18 protein-coding genes are annotated in these 19,608 nt (G+C 45.5%); 7 read left to right on the forward strand and 11 right to left on the reverse strand.

What is annotated here, in order from left to right; genetic code table 11:
* The 4 genes from dnaA to gyrB all read left to right on the forward strand — a co-directional run bounded on the left by dnaA (position 1) and on the right by gyrB (position 6,293).
* Positions 1–1,548, forward strand: coding sequence for a chromosomal replication initiator protein DnaA (gene dnaA, locus AC0VYI_RS00005; protein ID WP_199476575.1), 1,548 nt, complete (start codon positions 1–3; stop codon positions 1,546–1,548).
* A gap of 32 nt (positions 1,549–1,580) precedes the next feature.
* The gene (gene dnaN / locus AC0VYI_RS00010; RefSeq protein ID WP_067011793.1) at positions 1,581–2,681 is read left to right on the forward strand and encodes a DNA polymerase III subunit beta; all 1,101 of its coding nucleotides are present in this window, start codon (positions 1,581–1,583) and stop codon (positions 2,679–2,681) included.
* Between the two features lie 81 nt (positions 2,682–2,762).
* Positions 2,763–3,869, forward strand: a complete 1,107-nt coding sequence (gene recF, locus AC0VYI_RS00015) for a DNA replication/repair protein RecF (RefSeq protein ID WP_475446395.1) — start codon at positions 2,763–2,765, stop codon at positions 3,867–3,869.
* Entirely contained in the window at positions 3,870–6,293 is a 2,424-nt protein-coding gene (gene gyrB / locus AC0VYI_RS00020) for a DNA topoisomerase (ATP-hydrolyzing) subunit B (RefSeq protein WP_475446397.1), read from the forward strand.
* A 112-nt stretch (positions 6,294–6,405) separates the two neighbouring features.
* On the opposite strand, the gene AC0VYI_RS00025 is transcribed toward gyrB, so the two are convergent.
* Positions 6,406–6,693, reverse strand: coding sequence for a hypothetical protein (locus AC0VYI_RS00025; RefSeq protein ID WP_475446399.1), 288 nt, complete (start codon positions 6,691–6,693; stop codon positions 6,406–6,408).
* A 180-nt stretch (positions 6,694–6,873) separates the two neighbouring features.
* Between AC0VYI_RS00025 and AC0VYI_RS00030 the strand changes: the two genes are divergently transcribed.
* Positions 6,874–7,650: an SDR family NAD(P)-dependent oxidoreductase gene (locus AC0VYI_RS00030; RefSeq protein ID WP_475446401.1), complete on the forward strand. Its 777-nt coding sequence runs from the start codon at positions 6,874–6,876 to the stop codon at positions 7,648–7,650.
* A 201-nt stretch (positions 7,651–7,851) separates the two neighbouring features.
* On the opposite strand, the gene AC0VYI_RS00035 is transcribed toward AC0VYI_RS00030, so the two are convergent.
* From AC0VYI_RS00035 to AC0VYI_RS00065, 7 genes are all read right to left on the reverse strand, one after another.
* Entirely contained in the window at positions 7,852–8,679 is an 828-nt protein-coding gene (locus AC0VYI_RS00035; protein WP_475446403.1) for a sulfite exporter TauE/SafE family protein, read from the reverse strand.
* A 56-nt stretch (positions 8,680–8,735) separates the two neighbouring features.
* Complete coding sequence (gene ggt, locus AC0VYI_RS00040; protein WP_475446405.1) at positions 8,736–10,328, reverse strand: gamma-glutamyltransferase; 1,593 nt, start codon at positions 10,326–10,328, stop codon at positions 8,736–8,738.
* 58 nt (positions 10,329–10,386) lie between these two features.
* The gene (locus tag AC0VYI_RS00045) at positions 10,387–11,082 is read right to left on the reverse strand and encodes an ABC transporter permease (RefSeq protein ID WP_199476581.1); all 696 of its coding nucleotides are present in this window, start codon (positions 11,080–11,082) and stop codon (positions 10,387–10,389) included.
* A gap of 13 nt (positions 11,083–11,095) precedes the next feature.
* Positions 11,096–11,797 carry an ABC transporter permease gene (locus tag AC0VYI_RS00050; RefSeq protein ID WP_199476582.1) on the reverse strand — a complete coding sequence of 234 codons (702 nt, stop codon included), beginning with the start codon at positions 11,795–11,797 and terminating at the stop codon, positions 11,096–11,098.
* Between the two features lie 166 nt (positions 11,798–11,963).
* Positions 11,964–12,800 carry a transporter substrate-binding domain-containing protein gene (locus AC0VYI_RS00055; protein ID WP_475446407.1) on the reverse strand — a complete coding sequence of 279 codons (837 nt, stop codon included), beginning with the start codon at positions 12,798–12,800 and terminating at the stop codon, positions 11,964–11,966.
* 89 nt (positions 12,801–12,889) lie between these two features.
* Positions 12,890–13,558 (reverse strand): GntR family transcriptional regulator, encoded by a 669-nt coding sequence (locus AC0VYI_RS00060; protein ID WP_475446409.1) that lies wholly within the window; start codon positions 13,556–13,558, stop codon positions 12,890–12,892.
* 670 nt (positions 13,559–14,228) lie between these two features.
* Positions 14,229–15,074 carry an SDR family oxidoreductase gene (locus tag AC0VYI_RS00065; RefSeq protein WP_475446410.1) on the reverse strand — a complete coding sequence of 282 codons (846 nt, stop codon included), beginning with the start codon at positions 15,072–15,074 and terminating at the stop codon, positions 14,229–14,231.
* A gap of 85 nt (positions 15,075–15,159) precedes the next feature.
* Here AC0VYI_RS00065 and AC0VYI_RS00070 point away from each other — a divergent pair, with 85 nt between their 5' ends.
* Both AC0VYI_RS00070 and AC0VYI_RS00075 read left to right on the forward strand, forming a co-directional pair.
* Positions 15,160–15,588, forward strand: a complete 429-nt coding sequence (locus tag AC0VYI_RS00070; protein ID WP_475446412.1) for a winged helix-turn-helix transcriptional regulator — start codon at positions 15,160–15,162, stop codon at positions 15,586–15,588.
* Positions 15,589–15,739: 151 nt separating this feature from the next.
* Entirely contained in the window at positions 15,740–16,867 is a 1,128-nt protein-coding gene (locus AC0VYI_RS00075) for an MFS transporter (RefSeq protein WP_475446414.1), read from the forward strand.
* A gap of 52 nt (positions 16,868–16,919) precedes the next feature.
* Here AC0VYI_RS00075 and gmhB read toward each other — a convergent pair whose 3' ends face one another.
* The 3 genes from gmhB to AC0VYI_RS00090 are packed head-to-tail and all read right to left on the reverse strand — an operon-like array spanning position 16,920 to position 19,507.
* Complete coding sequence (gene gmhB, locus AC0VYI_RS00080; RefSeq protein WP_199476588.1) at positions 16,920–17,477, reverse strand: D-glycero-beta-D-manno-heptose 1,7-bisphosphate 7-phosphatase; 558 nt, start codon at positions 17,475–17,477, stop codon at positions 16,920–16,922.
* Positions 17,478–17,529: 52 nt separating this feature from the next.
* On the reverse strand, positions 17,530–18,003 hold the full coding sequence (gene ybaK / locus AC0VYI_RS00085) for a Cys-tRNA(Pro) deacylase (RefSeq protein ID WP_475446416.1): 474 nt from the start codon (positions 18,001–18,003) through the stop codon (positions 17,530–17,532).
* A 55-nt stretch (positions 18,004–18,058) separates the two neighbouring features.
* The gene (locus AC0VYI_RS00090) at positions 18,059–19,507 is read right to left on the reverse strand and encodes a TrkH family potassium uptake protein (protein WP_199476590.1); all 1,449 of its coding nucleotides are present in this window, start codon (positions 19,505–19,507) and stop codon (positions 18,059–18,061) included.
* Between the last annotated feature and the right edge of the window lie 101 nt (positions 19,508–19,608).

Here is a 19,608-nt window from a genome sequence, read left to right on the forward strand (position 1 = left end):
GTGTCTTTGGAGCATTGGAATCTTTGTCTGCAGCGCTTGCAGGAGGAGTTTTCCACATCGCAGTTCAATACTTGGATTCGTCCATTGCAGGCAGAAATAACGCCCAATGGGGAATTATGCCTTCGCGCGCCGAATCGCTTTGTGTTGGATTGGGTGAGTAACAAATATCAAACGCGTATTAAAGAACTCTTATCTGAGTTTGCTGGGAGTGATCCTGCGGCCACCTTACGCTTTGCGGTAAAAGAACAGAACTTCGCTCAGGTGAATCAAGCACCACCGCCCCCTCCTACTCCCGTTGAACCTGTATCCAGTCCATTAAATAATGATGTGGCGAATGAGTCTGGCTATCGTCCAGGTTTTGGTTTGATGGATGGTGAACAGAGCCAACATGCGGATTTGGAATTTGAAGCGCCACTAACCTTATCGGATACAGGCTTACGCGAAAGCGATTTAGAGCCGTACGAGCAAGGTCAGTTACCCCTTACTCCTCCTAATCGTAAAGTGGAAGTGGAAGGCGGTATCAATCATGGGGCGAATCTGAATAACTCTTTTACCTTTGACAACTTCGTTGAAGGGAAATCTAACCAATTGGCTCATGCGGCCGCGTTACAAGTCGCTGAAAACCCTGGCGGTGCGTACAACCCCCTCTTTATATACGGTGGCGTTGGTTTGGGTAAAACCCACTTAATGCAAGCGGTGGGAACCAAGCTAATGCACCACAATCCGAATGCGAAGGTTGTGTATCTGCATTCAGAGCGGTTTGTGGCGGATATGGTCAAGGCATTACAGCTGAACGCTATTAATGACTTTAAACGCTATTACCGCTCAGTCGATGCGTTACTGATTGACGATATTCAGTTTTTTGCGGGTAAAGATCGTACTCAAGAAGAGTTTTTTCACACCTTCAATGCCTTATTGGAAGGAGGTCAACAGATGATTCTCACCTGTGACCGTTATCCAAAAGAGATTCAAGGGCTAGAAGATCGTCTTAAGTCACGCTTTGGCTGGGGATTGACGGTGGCGATTGAGCCGCCGGAATTAGAAACACGTGTGGCGATTTTGATGCGTAAAGCGGACGAAAGCGGCGTGAAGTTATCTTACGAATCGGCTTTCTTTATTGCTCAGAAGATTCGTTCTAATGTTCGAGAATTAGAAGGCGCATTAAAACGTGTTATTGCCAACTCGCATTTTACGGGTCGAGCGATCACACCCGATTTCGTAAGAGAGTCATTAAAAGATCTTTTGGCCTTGCAAGACAAGTTGGTGAACATTGATAATATCCAACGCATCGTGGCTGAGTACTACAAGATCAAAATCAGCGATTTGTTGTCAAAACGTCGCAGCCGGTCTGTGGCCCGTCCTCGTCAGGTGGCCATGTCTTTAGCGAAAGAACTGACAAACCATAGTCTGCCAGAAATTGGCGATGCCTTTGGTGGTCGCGATCATACGACAGCACTGCACGCGATTCGTAAGATCAAAGAACTTCAAGACACGGATTCGGATATCCGTGAAGACTACAAACAATTGATGCGAATTTTGACGACCTGATGGTCTAAGACTTTGATTTAACGGGGAAAATAATGAAATTTTCAGTTGTCCGAGAGACACTTCTTAAGCCACTCCAACTGGTGGCAGGCGTTGTAGAGCGCAAACAGACTATGCCTGTTTTGGCCAATGTGTTGGTCGAAGTCAAAGACCAAACCTTGACGCTGACTGGCTCTGACTCGGAAGTAGAATTGATTGGTCATGTGACCTTGGACGAATGCGAAGAAGGTCGCATTACCGTACCAGCTCGTAAGCTAATGGACATTTGTAAGAGCTTGCCAGACAGTGCGGTGATTGAATTTACTTTGGATGACCAAAAAGCTGTCATTCGTTCGGGCCGTTCTCGTTTTAGCTTGTCCACCTTACCCGCCGATGAATTCCCGAACATTAAAGACATGCAAGGTGAATTGACCGTTTCTGTGGCGCAAAATAAAGTACGTCGTTTGATTGAGCGCACAGGGTTTGCCATGGCCAACCAAGATGTACGTTATTACTTAAACGGCATGTTGTTTGAAGTTGCAGATGGTCAGCTTCGTGCGGTCTCAACCGATGGTCACCGTTTGGCAACGGCGGTGGAAGACGCTCAAGTCAGTGGCGATCTCACTCAAGTGATTGTACCTCGTAAAGGCGTGTTGGAATTGAACCGTTTGCTAAACGACAGCGATGACACGGTTGAATTAACAATTGGTACCAACCACATTCGCGCTCGTGTGGCGGAATACGTTTTCACTTCGAAATTGGTTGATGGCAAGTTTCCAGATTATCATCGGGTTATTCCACAAAAGAACGAAAAAATTGTCATTGCTGATCGTTCGGAATTGCGCCAAGTCTTCTTGCGAGCCTCGATTTTGTCGAATGAAAAATACCGTGGTGTGCGTTTGATTTTATCGAATGGCATGTTGCAAGTGTATGCAAACAACCCTGAGCAGGAAGAGGCGGAAGAGTCCGTTTTGGTGCAATATCAGGGCGATAAACTGGAAGTCGGCTTCAATGTGGGTTACTTGCTAGACGTTTTGGGCGTGTTAGATTCGCAAGAAGTGCGTTTGTCACTCAGTGATTCCAACACCAGCAGTGCTTTGATCGAGGAAGCCCAAAGCCATGCAGCACAATACGTTGTGATGCCTATGCGTTTGTAATTCACCCCGTGATTCCTCGCACTGAAACCTGCTTGCCTTGGCAAGCAGGTTGTCTTTTCTTAACGTTAGGTTAGTAGTCCTATGCCGCTGGTTCGTTTGGACATCTCCCATGTTCGTAACCTCGCGAGTGTGCGTTTTGAGCCCTCTTCTCAAGTGAATATTATTCTCGGTGAGAATGGTAGCGGCAAAACTTCTGTCTTAGAAGCCATCCATCTACTCTCGTTTGGGCGCTCTTTCCGTAGCCACAAACACAAAACCTACATTCAGCATGAACAAGATTCTTGCCTCGTGTTTGCGCAACTTCACAATGAGCATGGCCGCCCTACGCCCATTGGTTTACAGCGCCATCGCGATGGTCAAATCGAGGTGCGTATTCAAGGAGAACGGGCGCAGTCGGTCATCGAACTGGCTGAGCGTCTTCCTGTACAGCTGATTAACCCTGATGCTTTTCGATTATTAGAGGGATCTCCCAGTGTTCGACGCCAATTTATTGACTGGGGCGTGTTCCATTTTGATGCAGGTTTTATCCGTGCGTGGCGAGGTTGGCAAAAAGCATTAAAACAGCGGAATACCTTGCTCAGACGTGGTAAAATCTCACCAAGTTTACTGGCGGCTTTCGATCAGGAATTAATCCGTCTTGGTGAGCAAGTGAATGGGGCTCGTAAAGCTTATGTCGAGCGCTTAACGCCATACTTTTTGCAGGTATTGTCGGTATTAAATGCCGAGTTGGCCGTGAGTTTGCAGTTCTACCAAGGCTGGGACTCACAAAAGACGCTGCAAATGGCTGTGGAGTCGGGGCGTGAGCGCGACATTGAGTTGGGGTATACCCACACAGGCCCACAAAGAGCGGATTTACGAGTGAAGAGTGCCAGCGGAGACGCTGTCGATACACTCTCCCGTGGCCAGCAAAAGCTGGTTGTTTCAGCGTTGAAAATTGCTCAAGGGCAATTGCTGATCGAAATGGGTCGGCCACTGGTGTTTTTAGTGGATGATTTACCCGCAGAGTTGGATGCCAACCATCGACAGAAATTGTGCCGTTTGTTGGAATCGTTAAACAGTCAAATTTTTATTACCAGTGTCGGACCAGATACCACGGATTTTACGTGGGCCGACACCACAGACGTTCGTCACTTTTCTATGAATAACGGCGAATTGTCCTTATCGAGCAAAGGTTTTCAGGAGAGTTAAATGAGTGAAAATAATTACGATTCGTCCAGTATCAAGGTGCTCAAAGGGCTTGATGCCGTTCGTAAACGTCCCGGTATGTACATCGGTGACACGGACGATGGTACGGGTCTGCACCACATGGTGTTCGAAGTGGTTGATAACTCCATCGATGAAGCCTTGGCGGGCCATTGTGACACCATCACAGTACTGATTCATCCCGACGAATCGATTTCTGTGTCGGATAATGGTCGTGGTATTCCGGTTGATATGCACGAAGAAGAAGGTGTCTCGGCTGCCGAAGTCATCATGACGGTTCTCCATGCTGGTGGTAAGTTTGACGATAACTCATACAAAGTGTCTGGTGGTCTTCACGGCGTGGGGGTTTCGGTTGTAAATGCCCTATCCGAAGAGCTGACGTTAACCATTCGTAAAAACGGAAAAGTCTACGAGCAACATTACAAACATGGTGTACCACAAGCGCCTCTTGCGATCATTGGAGACTCGGATGGCAAGGGTACGACGGTTCACTTTAAGCCTTCTGCTGACACCTTTACTAATATCCTGTTCCACTATGACATCTTGGCAAAACGCCTACGTGAATTGTCCTTCTTAAACTCTGGTGTGGCCATCAAATTGAAAGATGAGCGCTCTGGTAAAGAAGAATTCTTCAACTACGAAGGTGGACTACGCTCTTTTGTTGAACATTTGAACACCAATAAAACACCGATCAACGACATCTTCCACTTTATCTGCCAGCGTGATGATCTAGAAGACGGCATCGCCGTAGAGGTGGCGCTACAGTGGAACGAAGGTTTCCAAGAAAACATCTACTGTTACACCAACAACATCCCACAACGTGATGGTGGTACTCACTTAGCGGGCTTCCGTGGCGCCTTGACGCGTACCTTGAACAACTTTATCGAATCTGAAGGTCTGGCGAAGAAACAAAAAGTCGCCACTACGGGGGATGACTGCCGTGAAGGCTTAACGGCCATTGTATCGGTAAAAGTACCTGATCCGAAATTCTCCTCTCAGACCAAAGACAAGCTTGTTTCGTCCGAAGTAAAAACCGCTGTTGAACAGGAAATGAGTAAGCGCTTTTCTGAATACCTTTTAGAGAAGCCAAACGAAGCAAAAATCATCGTCAACAAGATGATTGATGCCGCCCGTGCCCGTGAAGCGGCACGTCGTGCTCGTGACATGACCCGTCGTAAAGGCGCCCTAGACATTGCTGGTTTGCCAGGTAAATTGGCAGACTGTCAGGAGAAAGACCCAGCGCTTTCTGAAATCTACCTAGTGGAGGGTGATTCTGCGGGGGGGTCTGCCAAGCAAGGGCGTGATCGTCGTACTCAAGCGATTTTGCCGCTGAAAGGGAAAATTCTGAACGTTGAGAAAGCCCGTTTTGACAAAATGTTGTCCTCTGCCGAAGTAGGCACCCTGATTACCGCCTTGGGTTGTGGTATTGGGCGCGACGAATTTAACGCTGATAAATTACGCTATCACAGCATCGTCATCATGACCGATGCCGACGTGGATGGTTCGCACATTCGAACCCTGCTGTTGACCTTCTTTTTCCGTCAAATGCCTGAAATCATCGAACGTGGTCATATCTTTATTGCCCAGCCACCTTTGTTTAAGATCAAACGTGGTAAGCAAGAGCAATACATCAAAGATGAAGCGGCCATGGAACAATACTTGATTGAAGTGGCGTTAGATGGCGCACACATGCACGTGAATGAAGAAGCGCCAGGGATTCAAGGTGAACACCTGACTAAACTGGTGCGTGATTACATTAAAATCGAAGCCGATATTGATCGCTTGGCTCGTGTGTATCCAAAAGATGTGATGGGTAAGCTTCTGTACTGTAAAGCTCTCACTCAAGAGGATCTCACCAACGAAGAAATAGTGATGGAATGGGTTGAAGCCATTCGTAACCAAATGCCATTGGATGCTCGTACTGGCTTCCGTTTTGACTTCTCCGTTGAGAAGGACACTGAACGTAACTTGTTCTTGCCTGTGGTGGATATCATGTCCCATGGTGTGTCTAACCGTTACCGTTTTGAAGCGCCTTTCTTCAGCTCACCAGAATACAAACGTATTGTCGCCATGTCTGAAACTGTGGCGGAATTGTTTGGTGAAGAATCCTTCATTCAACGGGGTGAGCGTCGCGAAAAAGTATCCACCATCAGTGATATGAAGGCGTGGCTGATGAAAGAAGCGTCTCGTGGTTTAACCACACAGCGCTATAAAGGATTGGGTGAGATGAACGCCGATCAGCTTTGGGAAACCACCATGGACCCAGATGCCCGTCGTATGTTGCGTGTTACCATCGACGACGCCGTCGCTGCTGACCAAATGTTCACTACCCTAATGGGTGATGAAGTGGAACCACGTCGTAACTTTATCCAAGACAACGCCTTAAGTGTTGCTAACTTGGATGTTTAAGGTTTAATCCATTAGTAAAAGCAAAGCCCCTGTTTCACGTGAAATTGGGGCTTTTTTTATGAATTTTCTCAGTTCTGGTTGTCTTGTAATGGATGTATTATTCTAGAAACGGTCATGCTTCACTCCATAACTCATCACCAGGCTCTGGAAGGTTTTTCCGTTTATACTCAAGTTTAAGTGTTTCAGGCCATTGAATATCGAGTGCATCTTTCAATGTGTACGCGCTAACATGGGCGATGACTTGACCTTGCAGGTCAGTTTCCCAAGAATCCCCATTCCATAGAAGAAAGTCATAAACGCCTGCTGCTGGCCCTAATTTGAATGCAACAAAATATAAGCCAGGTGTGTCAGGGGTATCAAATTTCCAAGGCAATTCTGTCTTGATGTCATTTCTCCTCATGCTGCTCTTCTTTAAACATTACGACCGATAAAATACTCATCTAGTTATTATATTCTATTAAAATGAATCTTCTGTGCACTTACGTGAGCATGTCTTGCTTCCACTCTGGTGTTGCGCGAGTCTTTTAGGACTGAGTATTCAGTCCGGTCCATTCAAAGGAAAGATTCAAAGGAGAGTATAATGAAGATTGATTTTACAGGTAAAACGGCATTGGTAACGGGATCGACTCAAGGGATTGGGTTTGCAACGGCTAAGTTATTACTGGAATCTGGCGCGACGGTGATCGTTAATGGACGGTCCGAAGAGAAAACACAGCAAGCGGCACAGCGCTTGGGTGGAAATACCCGAGGTATTGCGGCGGATCTTGGTTCCAGTGAAGGCTGCCAAGCTTTGGTCGAGGCTGCGGGTGATGTGGATATTCTGGTCAATAATGCCGGTATTTTTGGGATGAAAGACTTTTTCGAAACCGATGATGAGGTTTGGGACGAATACTGGCAAGTCAATGTGATGAGCGCTGTGCGTCTGTCCCGTGCGTTTGCTCCCGCTATGATGAAAAAAGGCTGGGGGCGCATTGTGATATTGGCCTCTGAATCGGCCTTTAATATTCCTTATGACATGATCCATTATGGCGTCACCAAAATAGCTGATGTGTCCTTTGCCCGTGGTTTGGCGAAGCGCTTGGCGGGTACGGGGGTGACGGTAAACTCTGTTTTACCTGGCCCGACTATGTCGGACGGGGTCGAAAACATGTTATCGGGTCCAGCAAAAGAAAGTGGTAAATCCATTGATGAAGTGGCGGCTGATTTCGTCATGCAAGCTCGCCCCAGTTCGATTATTCAACGCATGGCATCGGTGGAAGAAGTTGCGAATATGATTGTTTATGTGTGTTCTGATCTATCGTCTGCCACAACGGGCGCTAGCCTTCGTGTCGATGGTGGGGTGATGGATACGTTATAAAAGACATTCTGATCTCCTTGCAGTGCATCACGATTTAAGTCGCTGACATCACACATCATTAATAAGCCATTCGATTGTTTTGAATGGCTTAATTAGATGGTCTGTCTCTTCCCAAAGCTATGCTTAGGATAGCCTTTGGGGAGAGGATAACCATTGTGTTTACTATTAAAGTCATTGGAATCGATTTAGGTAAATCTTCACTTAAAGTATTCCTGAAACTTGAATTAACATGCGTGCTCCAGTGATAAATAACACCACGGCGAAGGCGCGTTTGAGGGATTGTTGATTCAGCCTAGCGGCGATTTTCGCACCAACGGGAGCGAATAATATGGTTAGTGGAATGATGAATACGAAGGCCGGGATGTTAACTAATCGCCAAGTACCTATCGGTGCGTCTGCGGGTGTTTGCCCTATTGCCAGCAAGGTTATAACACCAGGTAAGGCGATCAGTAAACCAAAGGCAGCGGCGGTGCCGACAGCTTTATGAGCTGAAACATTGCAGCTGGTGAGTAAAGGAACGCCTATGGTCCCACCACCGATGCCAATCATGACGGACAATCCCCCCACCATAAGGGCCATAATCATTTGCCCTATTCTCCCTGGTAACGATTGAACCAGTGCGGATGATTTAGCTCGAAAAAGCATGTTTAGACTGATAAAAATGGCGATGATACTGAACATCCAAGTCAAGAAGTCACCAGAAACTCGAGTGGCAACATAACTTCCTACAATGGAGGCTATTAGTATGAATCCGCCCCAGAATTTTAATAATGTGACATCAACATTGCCTTTTTTATGATGCGATCGAATGGATGAAACGGCCGTTGGAACAATGGTTGCCAGACTGGTTGCGGTTGCTATCGCCATGGCGGAGTTGGGGCTGACGCCAAAGTGTTGTAATAAAAAATACAATACAGGCACAATGACAATTCCGCCGCCCACACCAAATAAGCCCGCTAAAATTCCCGCTAGCACCCCAGTAGCCATAAGAGCTAGACCTATAGGCCATATCGCCATAAGTTGATCCATTTTGATTTCCTATTTCTTATATTGTTCAAATATACGTTTTATTGAATTTGATGACCTTAAAGGCCGAGAGCGCAACCATCCTTACGCGGTTCGGAACCACCGAGTAAGGTGCCTTTCTCCCAGTCAATAAAGATGGCCTGAGCACCACCGATAGGTGTTTCTGCTGGTACTATATGAAAGCCTCTTCGCTCCAGTTCATGAGTAATCTCTGCGGGTAAAGTGTGTTCGGCTTCGACATCTGTTGAGCCAGAAACAGGCATGACTCTTGGTAAGTTGATCGCTTCTTGTATGTCCATTTTACAGTCCAATATCTTAGACAATAAGTGTGCATGCCCCATGGCTTGGTAATATCCCCCCATGACACCAAAAGGCATGACGGCTTTGCCATCTTTGACTAACATGCCGGGAATTATTGTGTGCAGTGGTCGCTTATTGGGGGCAAGGCAATTTGGATGTGTTGGGTCAACAGAAAAGCTTTCACCACGATTATGAAATAAGACACCAGATTTCGGCGCGACAAACCCAGTACCAAAACTGTCAAATACCGAGTTAATAAAGCTCACACAGTTGCGGTCTTTATCAACAATAGAAATATAGACTGTATCCCGATGAACTGGGCTGGCAAACTCAGGTAAGTCTTGAATAGCATGCTCAAGATTGATCTTAGCGGCAAGCTCGTCGGCTAACTCGTCTGACAAAAGGTAATCTGTGGGCACTTTGGAAACGTTAGGATCGGCCAATAATGCGTCGCGAGCCGCATAAGCGAGCCTTGTGGCTTCAATTTCTCGGTGTAGCCTATTTGCAGATAATGCATCTTCTGTATCTTTAAATCGCGCTAAAATATTTAAAATCATCAAGGCAATGATGCCTTGTCCATTGGGCGGGCATTCGAAAACATCGTGATCTAAAAAGCGAGTTTTTATTGGCGTAACGTACTCTCCTCGAGCGTTGGCAAAGTCCTCTAGAGTATGAGATCCGCCGATGCTTTGTAAGTATTCCACCATGTCCTCTGCAACTGGGCCGTTGTAAAAGCCTTCTCTGCCCTGCTCTGCAATTTGTCTTAAGGTTGCGCCTAACTCTGGTTGCTTGTGTATTTCCCCTACTTTTGGTGCATGCCCTTTGGGAAGAAAGATTCGTTTTGCCGTGTCGTTTCTAGAGAGCAAGGGTTCTTCTAATGCCCAGTCATTGTGGACTCTAGGTGCAATGGCATAACCGTTTTCAGCCAGTTTGATGGCAGGAGCAAGTAAGTCTTTAAAAGGCAACTTACCATGGTCTTTATGTAACTGAGTCCAAGCGTCAATTGCACCAGGAATGGTAATGGCCCAATGGGACTGGCGTTCTACTTTACTGTCAGGGCCTTGTTGAAATTCTTTAAAATCCAAACCAGCTGGTGTTTTACCCGAGCCGTTATAGGCCAGAATATTGTCACTGCCTCTTAAAGAGAGTAAAGCGAAACAGTCGCCTCCTATTCCAGTTGAACAAGGCTCGACAACGCATTGTGCTGCGCAAGCGGCGATCGCTGCATCAATAGCATTTCCTCCAGCGTTTAATATTTGTATAGCAATGAGCGTGGCTGTGGGGTGAGAGGTTGCAGCCATAGCTTGAGTGGTAACAATCGTTGAACGAGTTGGGCTCTCAAAATTTCTCATAATAAGTGTCTTTCATCATGTTAAAGAATCATTGTGATAACGGTGATTGATGATCTGGTTAAGTTCGTTTTCGTAAATAAGGTGGCGATAATCGATGCTCCAAAGCGGCGAGTCCGCGAATGATTAAAAAATTGATGGTTAGATAAATAGCTCCTGCACAGACGAAAACCTCAATTGCTCGATAGGTTTCAGAAATTAAGCCATGGGCAATACCAGTGACTTCCATCAAGGTGACTACGGATGCTAGGGATGTGCCTTTTACCATCAGAATAATTTCGTTGCCGTAGCTAGGAATCGCCTGTCGTAAGGCTATGGGAAGAACGACAAGACGCATGGTTAAGTAATAAGATAAGCCCGAGGCGCGCGCCGCTTCGACTAATCCTTTCGGAACAGATTTAATTGCTCCGCGAAGAATTTCACTACCATAGGCGGCCGTGTTTAGGCTTAATGCCAGAATGGCACACCAATAAGGCTCACGGAAAAAACCCCATAATCCAACAAACTGCAGATCTTTACGAAACTGACCTAAGCCATAATAGATAAGGAAAATTTGCAGTAATAACGGCGTTCCACGAAAAATAGCGACAAAGGTGCGGATTGGCAGAGTCACTAGACGTTGTTTAGTTTGTAGGAGCAGCGCCAAAGTTAGTGCCAAAATAAAACCTAAACTGACTGAAATTGCTGTTAGCTGCAAGGTCATTGGCAGTCCGGACAAGAGCTTGGGAATAATGATGAGATAAAATGAAAAATCCATATGATTGTCCTATTCAATAAGAAGAGGTTCGATTTTCTACGTATTTAAAAAAGAACCCCGTCAGGACGGTTATTACCAGATAGAGGCAAGCCGCTGCGGTATAAAAGATAAACGGCTCTCGGGTTGAGCCAGCGCCAATCTGCGCTTGTCGCATTAGCTCCACTAAGCCAATCACTGAAATTAACGCTGAGTCTTTGAGAATTAATTGCCAAACATTGGAAACCCCCGGTAAGGCTAAGCGCATTATCTGTGGCATTATGACGAATCGCAGCGTTGGCCATTTTGGCAAGCCTAGGGCTTGCGCGGCTTCCAATTGGCCTTTATCTAGGGCTAAGTAAGCGCCACGAAAAATCTCCGCTAGATAAGCTCCTGAGATAATGGCTAATGCCAACATGCCTGTGGCAAAGGTCGGTAAACCGATAAAGCCATCCCAACCTAATAATTTACCTGTTGATGTCAGTAACATACTACCGCCGTAATAAAGCAAGTAGATGGTGAGAAGATCTGGAATACCTCGGAATAAAGTGCAGTAGCTGCGACCAAAGAGATTTAAAATTCGATACTTCCCAACACGAAATGTTGCAATGACACCACCAAATAGGATGCCAACTGAGAAGCTAGAAAAGGAAAGAAGAAGCGTGACTAAGGTGGCAGCCAATAGAGATTTCCCCCAGCCTCCGTCTCCAAAGCCAAGAAGATGTAATACATCAATCATATTACGAGCCTTTCTGAAATTTGATAAATAGGCTTCGAGATGAAGCGCTATAGCGGATGACTAAAAATGACACTAGCGGCATTGTTGCAGTTTTTGTACTAATCTCTTCCAAAGATAATTTGCTTTGGAAGAGAAAGAGCAATGATTTCACCGCTATATGCGTGATTTAGCTGCCAGGTGTAATGTCTACTCCCATCCATTTTTCAGAAAGTTGTTTAATTGTTCCGTCAGCAATTGCAGATTGAATGGCGTTGTTTAGTTTCTCTCGAAGTTTGTCGTCATCTTTACGAACTCCTGCTCCGACACCTCGGCCAAATATACCGCCATAAAAACCGGGACCTGCAATCATAAAGTCCTGGAAACCATCATTTTTTAACGTTGCCGCTAGTACGGTGCGTTGTCCATAAATGGCGTCCACACGGCCTGCTTCTAGATCAAGATCTCGCTGTTCTGTGGTTTTGTAGGTACGGATTTTAATATCATCGCCGAAGTATTTTTTTAGAAATTCATATAGCGTAGTGGAGGCTTGTACACCGACGGTTTTTCCTTTGAGCAAAGGACGTAATTTTTCTATTGCCGCTTTGGCTTTTTCTGTGTCGTTTAAAGAAACTTTCTCTGAATCGGTTGATTTCGCCAACTCACTGTCTTTTTCAACAGCAAAGCTTGAAGGATCAATTGCATAGGGCTGGCTAAAGCTCATCACTTGTAGTCGTTTGTCGGTGATGAACATGCCTGCCATGATGACATCGAATTTACCCGCCTTAAGTGCTGGAATCATACCACTCCAGTCCTGGGCAATAATCGTGCAATCCATCGCCATTTTTTTACACAGCACCTTGGCTAAATCTACTTCGAAGCCTGCCAATTGACCGTCTGATGTGGTGAAGTTCCAAGGAGGGTAAGCGCCCTCGGTAGCAATAGTAATGGAGTTTGATGCTGCATGAGCACCTTGATAAACACTTAAAGCGAGTAGTGTCGCGATCAGGTTAAACGTTTTTTTCATAACTTGAGTTCCTTTTGTTCCTAGCTGCTTTTTTACAGTCTTTTAGGAGATTAATACTGCGGAGTTATTCGTCAGTATCGAGAATCAATCTACGCCGAAGGGCGAGGATTGGGGGTTGCATACTCGGCCAGCAAAGGTGCTGTTTCGAGTATGTGTTCTTTAATAACGTTTTCAGCCAAATTAGCATCACCAGATTTGAAGGCGTTGATTAGCTCTTGATGTTCTTGTCGTGAACTGATGGGTTTTTCGATTGAATCAAACCAAATGCGCATATAGGGTTCGATAATGATGTGCTGTGCCGCAATTTGCCGGATAAGTTTTGGTCGGCCTGATAGACGCACTATGTAATTGTGAAACTCTTGATGTTGAACGACCCAATCAGTGCCGCTTTTTGATCCGGCAAACTCCATTCTGTCGAGCAAAAACTCTAATTCAGTAATCACATCTTGATCTATGCGCGGCATTGCCAATCGAATGGCTAATCCTTCCAGTACTGAACGGATTTCAAAGTTTTCGTAGAGTTCATCAAGTGTCAGTCCAGCCACAATACAGCTGCGATTGGATCGTAAAATGACCAAACCATCTCCCGCTAAGCGTCTTAAAGCTTCTCTTACTGGCATCCGGCTGACACCTATTTGAGTGGCTATATCATCCGCGATCAATCTGGAGTTGGGCGGGTAATGTCCCATCCGCAACTTATTTTGAATGTAGCGGTAAGCTTCTTCTTCTGCTGTTGCAGCTTGAGTTGTAAATAGCATGCTCACGATTTTCCTATCATTTTATAAATTGGATACATTTATCCAATAATACACAAATATAATATTTGGCAAGCTTTATTTTTGTATCCCCCCTTTGGGTAGGTATTAGAAAATGTAGGAAAAATCCAATTTCAGATAGCTAATCAATTGATTTATATTGAGAAAAAATATTAAGAAGAAGGGGATATGAAAGGTGTCTCCCAAGAAATTTTTTAAATAGCGTGTATTGTTAGCTATTAGTTATAGCGGTGGGTCTATAAAGTTGTCTTGATACTGTCTTCGATGGGAGCTGTTGATTCTGTCCAGTCTGAATCTCACTATCTCTTCTATGGTCTGCGGCGAATTGATGATTGTCGCGTACCTCACCTGTTATCGGCTCTCGATTGAGCGGGTGAAGGTTGAAAAAATTACCACTAAGTTTAGTCTGCCTAAGTTACTTTATAGTTTAGTGAATAACAAAGCCCTGATAGGGATCGTTCTCAGCTCCTTGTGCCTGCTGGTTTGTCCTTTACTCGGTCAGCTATATCGGTATCGCTGTTTTTACTTTAGTTTGTTGTGTTTACAACGAGTAATTAGGTGATAGTTTTATTTGTCTTAAGAAAATAGGAACAGTAAAAGAGCCACTTTGTGTTAAGGCGTGGCTCTTTTTGTTGTTAGTGGTAGGAAGCGCTTAAAGTGCGGCTTTGATACTGTCTTCGATGGGGGTTGTCGGGTGGCCGATGAGAGTAGATAGATCTTTGCTGTCGCTAAATAATCCGCCTTGAGAAGCACCTGTTTCTGAGTTCGCTAGAATGGCAGCGAAGCCCTCTGGTAAACCAGCACCAACCAGAATTTTAGCGTATTCGGCTTCTGGGACATTTTGGTAAGCGACGGTTTTACCTGATACCTTGGTAATGGCTGCGGCGTACTCGCTGAGCGTAAAGGCGTTATCACCAGCCAATTCATATACTTTGCCTGCTTGGCCTTCTTTAACCAATACGGCTGCCGCTGCGGCCGCGTAGTCTGCACGTGCTGCGGTAGACAGTTTTCCATCTCCAGCACAGCCAACCACACCGTATTCTAAGGCTGTCGCGACGCCCATGGTGTAGTTTTCTGAATACCAACCATTGCGAAGCAATACATAAGGCACGCTAGAGTCCGCTAACAGTTTTTCGGTTGCAACATGTTCTTCTGCCAAAATAAGCGTAGATGTGTCGGCATTCAAAATACTGGTGTAAGCAATGAGTGATACCCCTGTTTGTTTGGCGGCATTGATGACATTGCCGTGTTGAGGTGTGCGTTGTCCGACTTCGCTAGAAGAAATCAATAGTACTTTATCTACCCCTTCCATGGCGGCGACAAGTGAATCAAGGTCGTTGTAATCGGCCTGACGAACCTGAATGCCCTTCTCTGCTAAATCCGCGTTTTTCTCTGGGTGTCGAACCGCTGCAATGATTTGATTTGCTGGGGTGGTTTTTAACAAGTTATCAATCACCAAGCGGCCTAATTGGCCTGAAGCACCTGTAATTAGCATCATGAGTTTTTCTCCTTTTCGTTTGAATCTGTTAAGGATAGAATATATCACTAACAAACTTTTGGTAAGTACATACAAAAAGGTAAGTATGAAAAATAATTCGATCTCTCATTCCATAGAGAAAAACAAAGTAGTAGAGAAAAAATCAGATATTGCCCATTCGTTTGAACGGGGGGATGTGTTTTCCGATAAGTGCCCCTCTCGTGTAGTACTCAACCATGTGACCAGCCGTTGGGGGGTATTGGTATTGGTAGCATTAAAAGATGGTCAAGTTCATCGTTTTAGTGAATTGCGCCGTGCGATTAACGGAGTGAGTGAAAAAATGCTCGCCCAGACATTGCAGACATTAGAGCAAGATGGCTTTGTTCTGCGGACATCTTACCCTGTTGTTCCACCCCATGTGGAATACAGTTTGACCACTTTGGGTTTTGAGGTCAGTGAGCGTGTCGCGGCCTTAGTGAATTGGCTAGAAGATAACATCTTGCTTATTTTAGAAGGGAAATCTCAAGTACAGTGAGAAAGAAAGTTCTATAACCTGCCATTGTTGGGCTATTCACTGGCTTATGGGCATGATTAAATCCAAGGGGTGATTATCTATTCAGATGATTCATGCAGATACCTGCCTTAAGGTTGTTTCCCCCTATCATAAAAAGAAGATGGATGCTGCTATGAAGGAATTAGCGCGGACCGCCACTTACTGTTCGATGTTTGTGGCTTCGGGTGCAGTAAGTGGAATACTTGGACCAAGTTTGATTTATTTGGCTCACCTGATTCATGCCTCGGTAGCTGAGATATCGGTGGTGTTTGGTGCACGCGCTATTGGCAACATTGTAGGTGCATTGATCGCAAGTCGTATGTTTGATCGCTGGCAAGGTCATCATTATCTTATATTGATGTTGATCTTGGTGATTATTGGCTTGGTGTTGGTGCCCTTTGCTGTGAGTTTAACCATGCTGGTTGCCTTGTTCTTTTTGCTGGGGGCGACCGAAGTATCGGTCAATGCGGGTGGCAACATGATGATGTTATGGCTACATAAGGAAAAAGTCGGATCCTATGTAACGGTTCTTCATTTATGCTATAGCTTGGGTTGTATGATCGTTCCGTTGGTTTTGGTCTTTAGCGAGTGGTTAGGCCAAGATTATGGCATGGGTTATTGGTTACTAGCATTATATGCGCTGATTTTTCCGTTTTTATTATGGTGTCAACCTAGTCCCCGTTTTCAGGCTCGTGAGAGTGAGATGGTGCCTGCTACCAAGCAGAAAACAACGTTTATTGCGTTTCTTATCATCATTTTCCTTTACGTTGGTTTTGAAATCACCATTGGTGGTTGGATTAGTACTTATGGTGTTCTGATGGGGAAAGACCAAAACCAAGCAGCTGTATTGGTCTCTTGGTTTTATGTCGGTTTGTCTGCTGGTCGTTTGCTCTCTGTGCCTTTGTTACGGTGGATGGCATTGCGTCATTGTCTGTATGGGCTGATCTTTATTAGTTTCATTGGCAGTGTGTTGATGTATACGGCTACTAATATTTCTCTTGTGGTGATTGCGTTGCTACTTGGTTTGGGATGTTCGGCGATCTTCCCAATGTTGTTTGCTTATGCCAGTAGTATTATGTCGTTAAACGGTAAGAGAGCGGGGCTGGTGTTTGTTTGCTGCGGCTTAGGGGCATTAGTCGCTCCTTCTTTGACAGGACCGATTATTGGTGAGTTTAGTGTCTCTGCGTTTCCTGTGGTGTTGACTGTGCTGGTGCTGTTAATAGGGATAAGTTGGCGTCGTTTTGACAAAATGACTACATAAGGTCGATTCAATAGAAGTAGAGTAAATACTTACTTACCCTACTTCTCTTTATTTACTGGTATTTATGCAAGGTTGCGATAGCGAATGCCGATAGGTCTGTATAAACGTCGAAATAAAAATCGATGTCTTTGTATTGGGTTTCACGTCCATTCCCTGTAAGTACCAGTACAGGGGAACAGCCGCGCGCTTTGCCCGCTTCCAAGTCGCGTAGTGAGTCACCGACCATGATGGCTGGGGTGGTTTCGAAGGATAGCCCCAGTTTGGTTTCAATGGCTTCAATCATGCCGCTCTTTGGTTTGCGGCAATTACAGTTGTCATCAGGACCATGCGGACAATATTCGATGCCAGCGATCGTGCCGCCCTCTGCTTCCACTAATTGAATCATTTTGTCGTGCATGGCCTGCAATGTTGCTTCGTCATAATAGCCACGTGCAATGCCTGATTGGTTGGTGACCACAAAGACCTGAAATCCGGCTTTGGATAAAGCGGCAATGGACTTGATACTGCCAGGCAGTGGAATCCACTCATCCACAGACTTCACATACGCATCGGAGTCTTGGTTAATGACACCATCTCGGTCTAGTAGAATGATCGGCTTAACTTGCGCCATGTTATGTCCTTTCGCTGTTGAGTAAAATGAATAAGCTCTTATTAAGAGTAGGTTATTTGCTATCGCGAATGTTTGCGAAGCTGGCTTTGCGGCATGCCAAGCTTAAATCATCGGGCGTTAAGCCTATGTCTAAACCGCGTTTACCGCCACTTATGTATATTTTTTCTAGTGCTTGGGCGCTGTCGTCAATGCAGGTGGTTAGGCTTTTCTTTTGCCCTATCGGACTAATACCACCCACCAGGTACCCCGTGAGTCGTTCTGCTTCTTTGGGATCCGCCATACGAAGCTTTTTCACTTTGAAGGCCGCCGCTGCACGTTTTAGGTTTAAGGTACCAGTGACGGGAACAATCGCAACAAAAAATTGTTTGTCATCGCTCACCAATAAGGTTTTAAATACACTGCTGGCAGCGATGTTGAGTTTCTCGGAGGCTTCCTCTCCAAAGTTTGTGCAACTTGGATCATGTTCATATTCGTGTATAGAGAAGTCGATTTTAAGCTTCTTTAATTGATTGATGGCTGGTGTCATTTGCTTTCCTATTCTTTTTCTATCTTTTCTCTTGTCACGCTTATCTGTGTAACCGTTACTTTTGCCAAAACATTGGCGTGAATAATACCAGTAAAGTGAAGACTTCTAAGCGTCCAAGCAACATGGCAAAGCATAGCATCCATTTTGCTGAATCATTGATCCCAGCAAAGGTGCTGGAGACACTGCCTAAACCGGGCCCTAAGTTATTGAGGGTTGCCGCCACAGCAGACCATGCGGTTACTTGATCAACCCCTGTTGCCATTAAACCGATCATCAGTATGACATACACCAATAGATAGGCAGAAAAGAATCCCCATACTGCGGAGACGACTCGTTCTGGAATGGCTTTACCGCCGACTTTCACAGGAATGATAGCGTTGGGGTGGATTAAACGCTGAATCTCTCGTAGGCCCTGCTTAAGGATTAAGAGAATACGGATGACCTTCATACCTCCCCCTGTCGAACTGGCACAACCGCCCGCAAAGGAAGTGACGATTAATAGGAAAGGTAAAAAGTGTGGCCAAGTGGCGAAATTTGCTGTGCTAAAGCCAGAGGTGGTAGCAATGGAAACCGACTCAAAGACGGCGTAGCGTAATGAGGTGCCCCAGTCGTAGGTTGAGGTCATCCCTAATACGATCACCGATAAAGTGATGGTACAGGTCAAAATAAACAAGAAGAAGCGCGCTTCGGGATCCGCGAGATAGTGCCAAACGCTTTTATGGCGCCACGCATGAAAATGTAATGCAAAGTTAAAAGCAGAGACAATCATAAAAAAGGTGGCAATCATCTCGATGCTAATGCTATTAAAATAGCCAATGCTATCGTCGTGTGTCGAAAAGCCACCAATTGCCACTGTGGAGAAGCTATGACAAATGGCATCGAATACACTCATGCCAGCCAACCAATACCCAAGGGCGCAGAGGATTGTTAATGTGGCATAGATGTACCAAAGTGCCTTGGCGGTTTCGGCAATACGAGGGGTCAATTTCGAGTCTTTGACTGGCCCAGGTGTTTCGGCTCGATACAGTTGCATACCTCCTATTCCTAACATCGGCATGATGGCAACCGCCAAGACAATAATCCCCATGCCTCCTAACCAGGTCAGCAATTGGCGATACAATAGGATGGATTTAGGCAAATTGTCTATGCCCGTTAGGATAGTGGCCCCTGTGGTGGTGAGGCCAGAAACCGACTCAAACAGAGCGTCGGTAAAGCTTAGATCGGGTTGTGAGGCAAGAAAGAAAGGTACAGAACCGAACAAGCCTAAAACCGTCCAGAATAATACTGTAATCAAAAAGCCATCACGGATTTTCAACTCACCACGATTTTTTCGTACCGGAAACCACAGCACAAAGCCGCATAGCAGATTGATGGCCATGGCATACAAAAAAGAGTCTAGCTCGCCATCGTGATAAATCAGGGAGACAATAATGGGCGGCAAGATCGATAGGCTGAACACCATGACCAATAACCCAATGACGCGTAAAATCACTCGAAAATGCATACTAGCTTCCTGGCACCTGACTGTCTTGAAGGTCTTGCTTTAAGGTCCTATTTTGGGTGAGTTTTTTAGAGAAGACTCGCCATGATTCCATTACTCGCCAT

Source organism: Marinomonas sp. 63XJN7_9_ISO-PGPR-S23-217, from assembly GCF_056173515.1.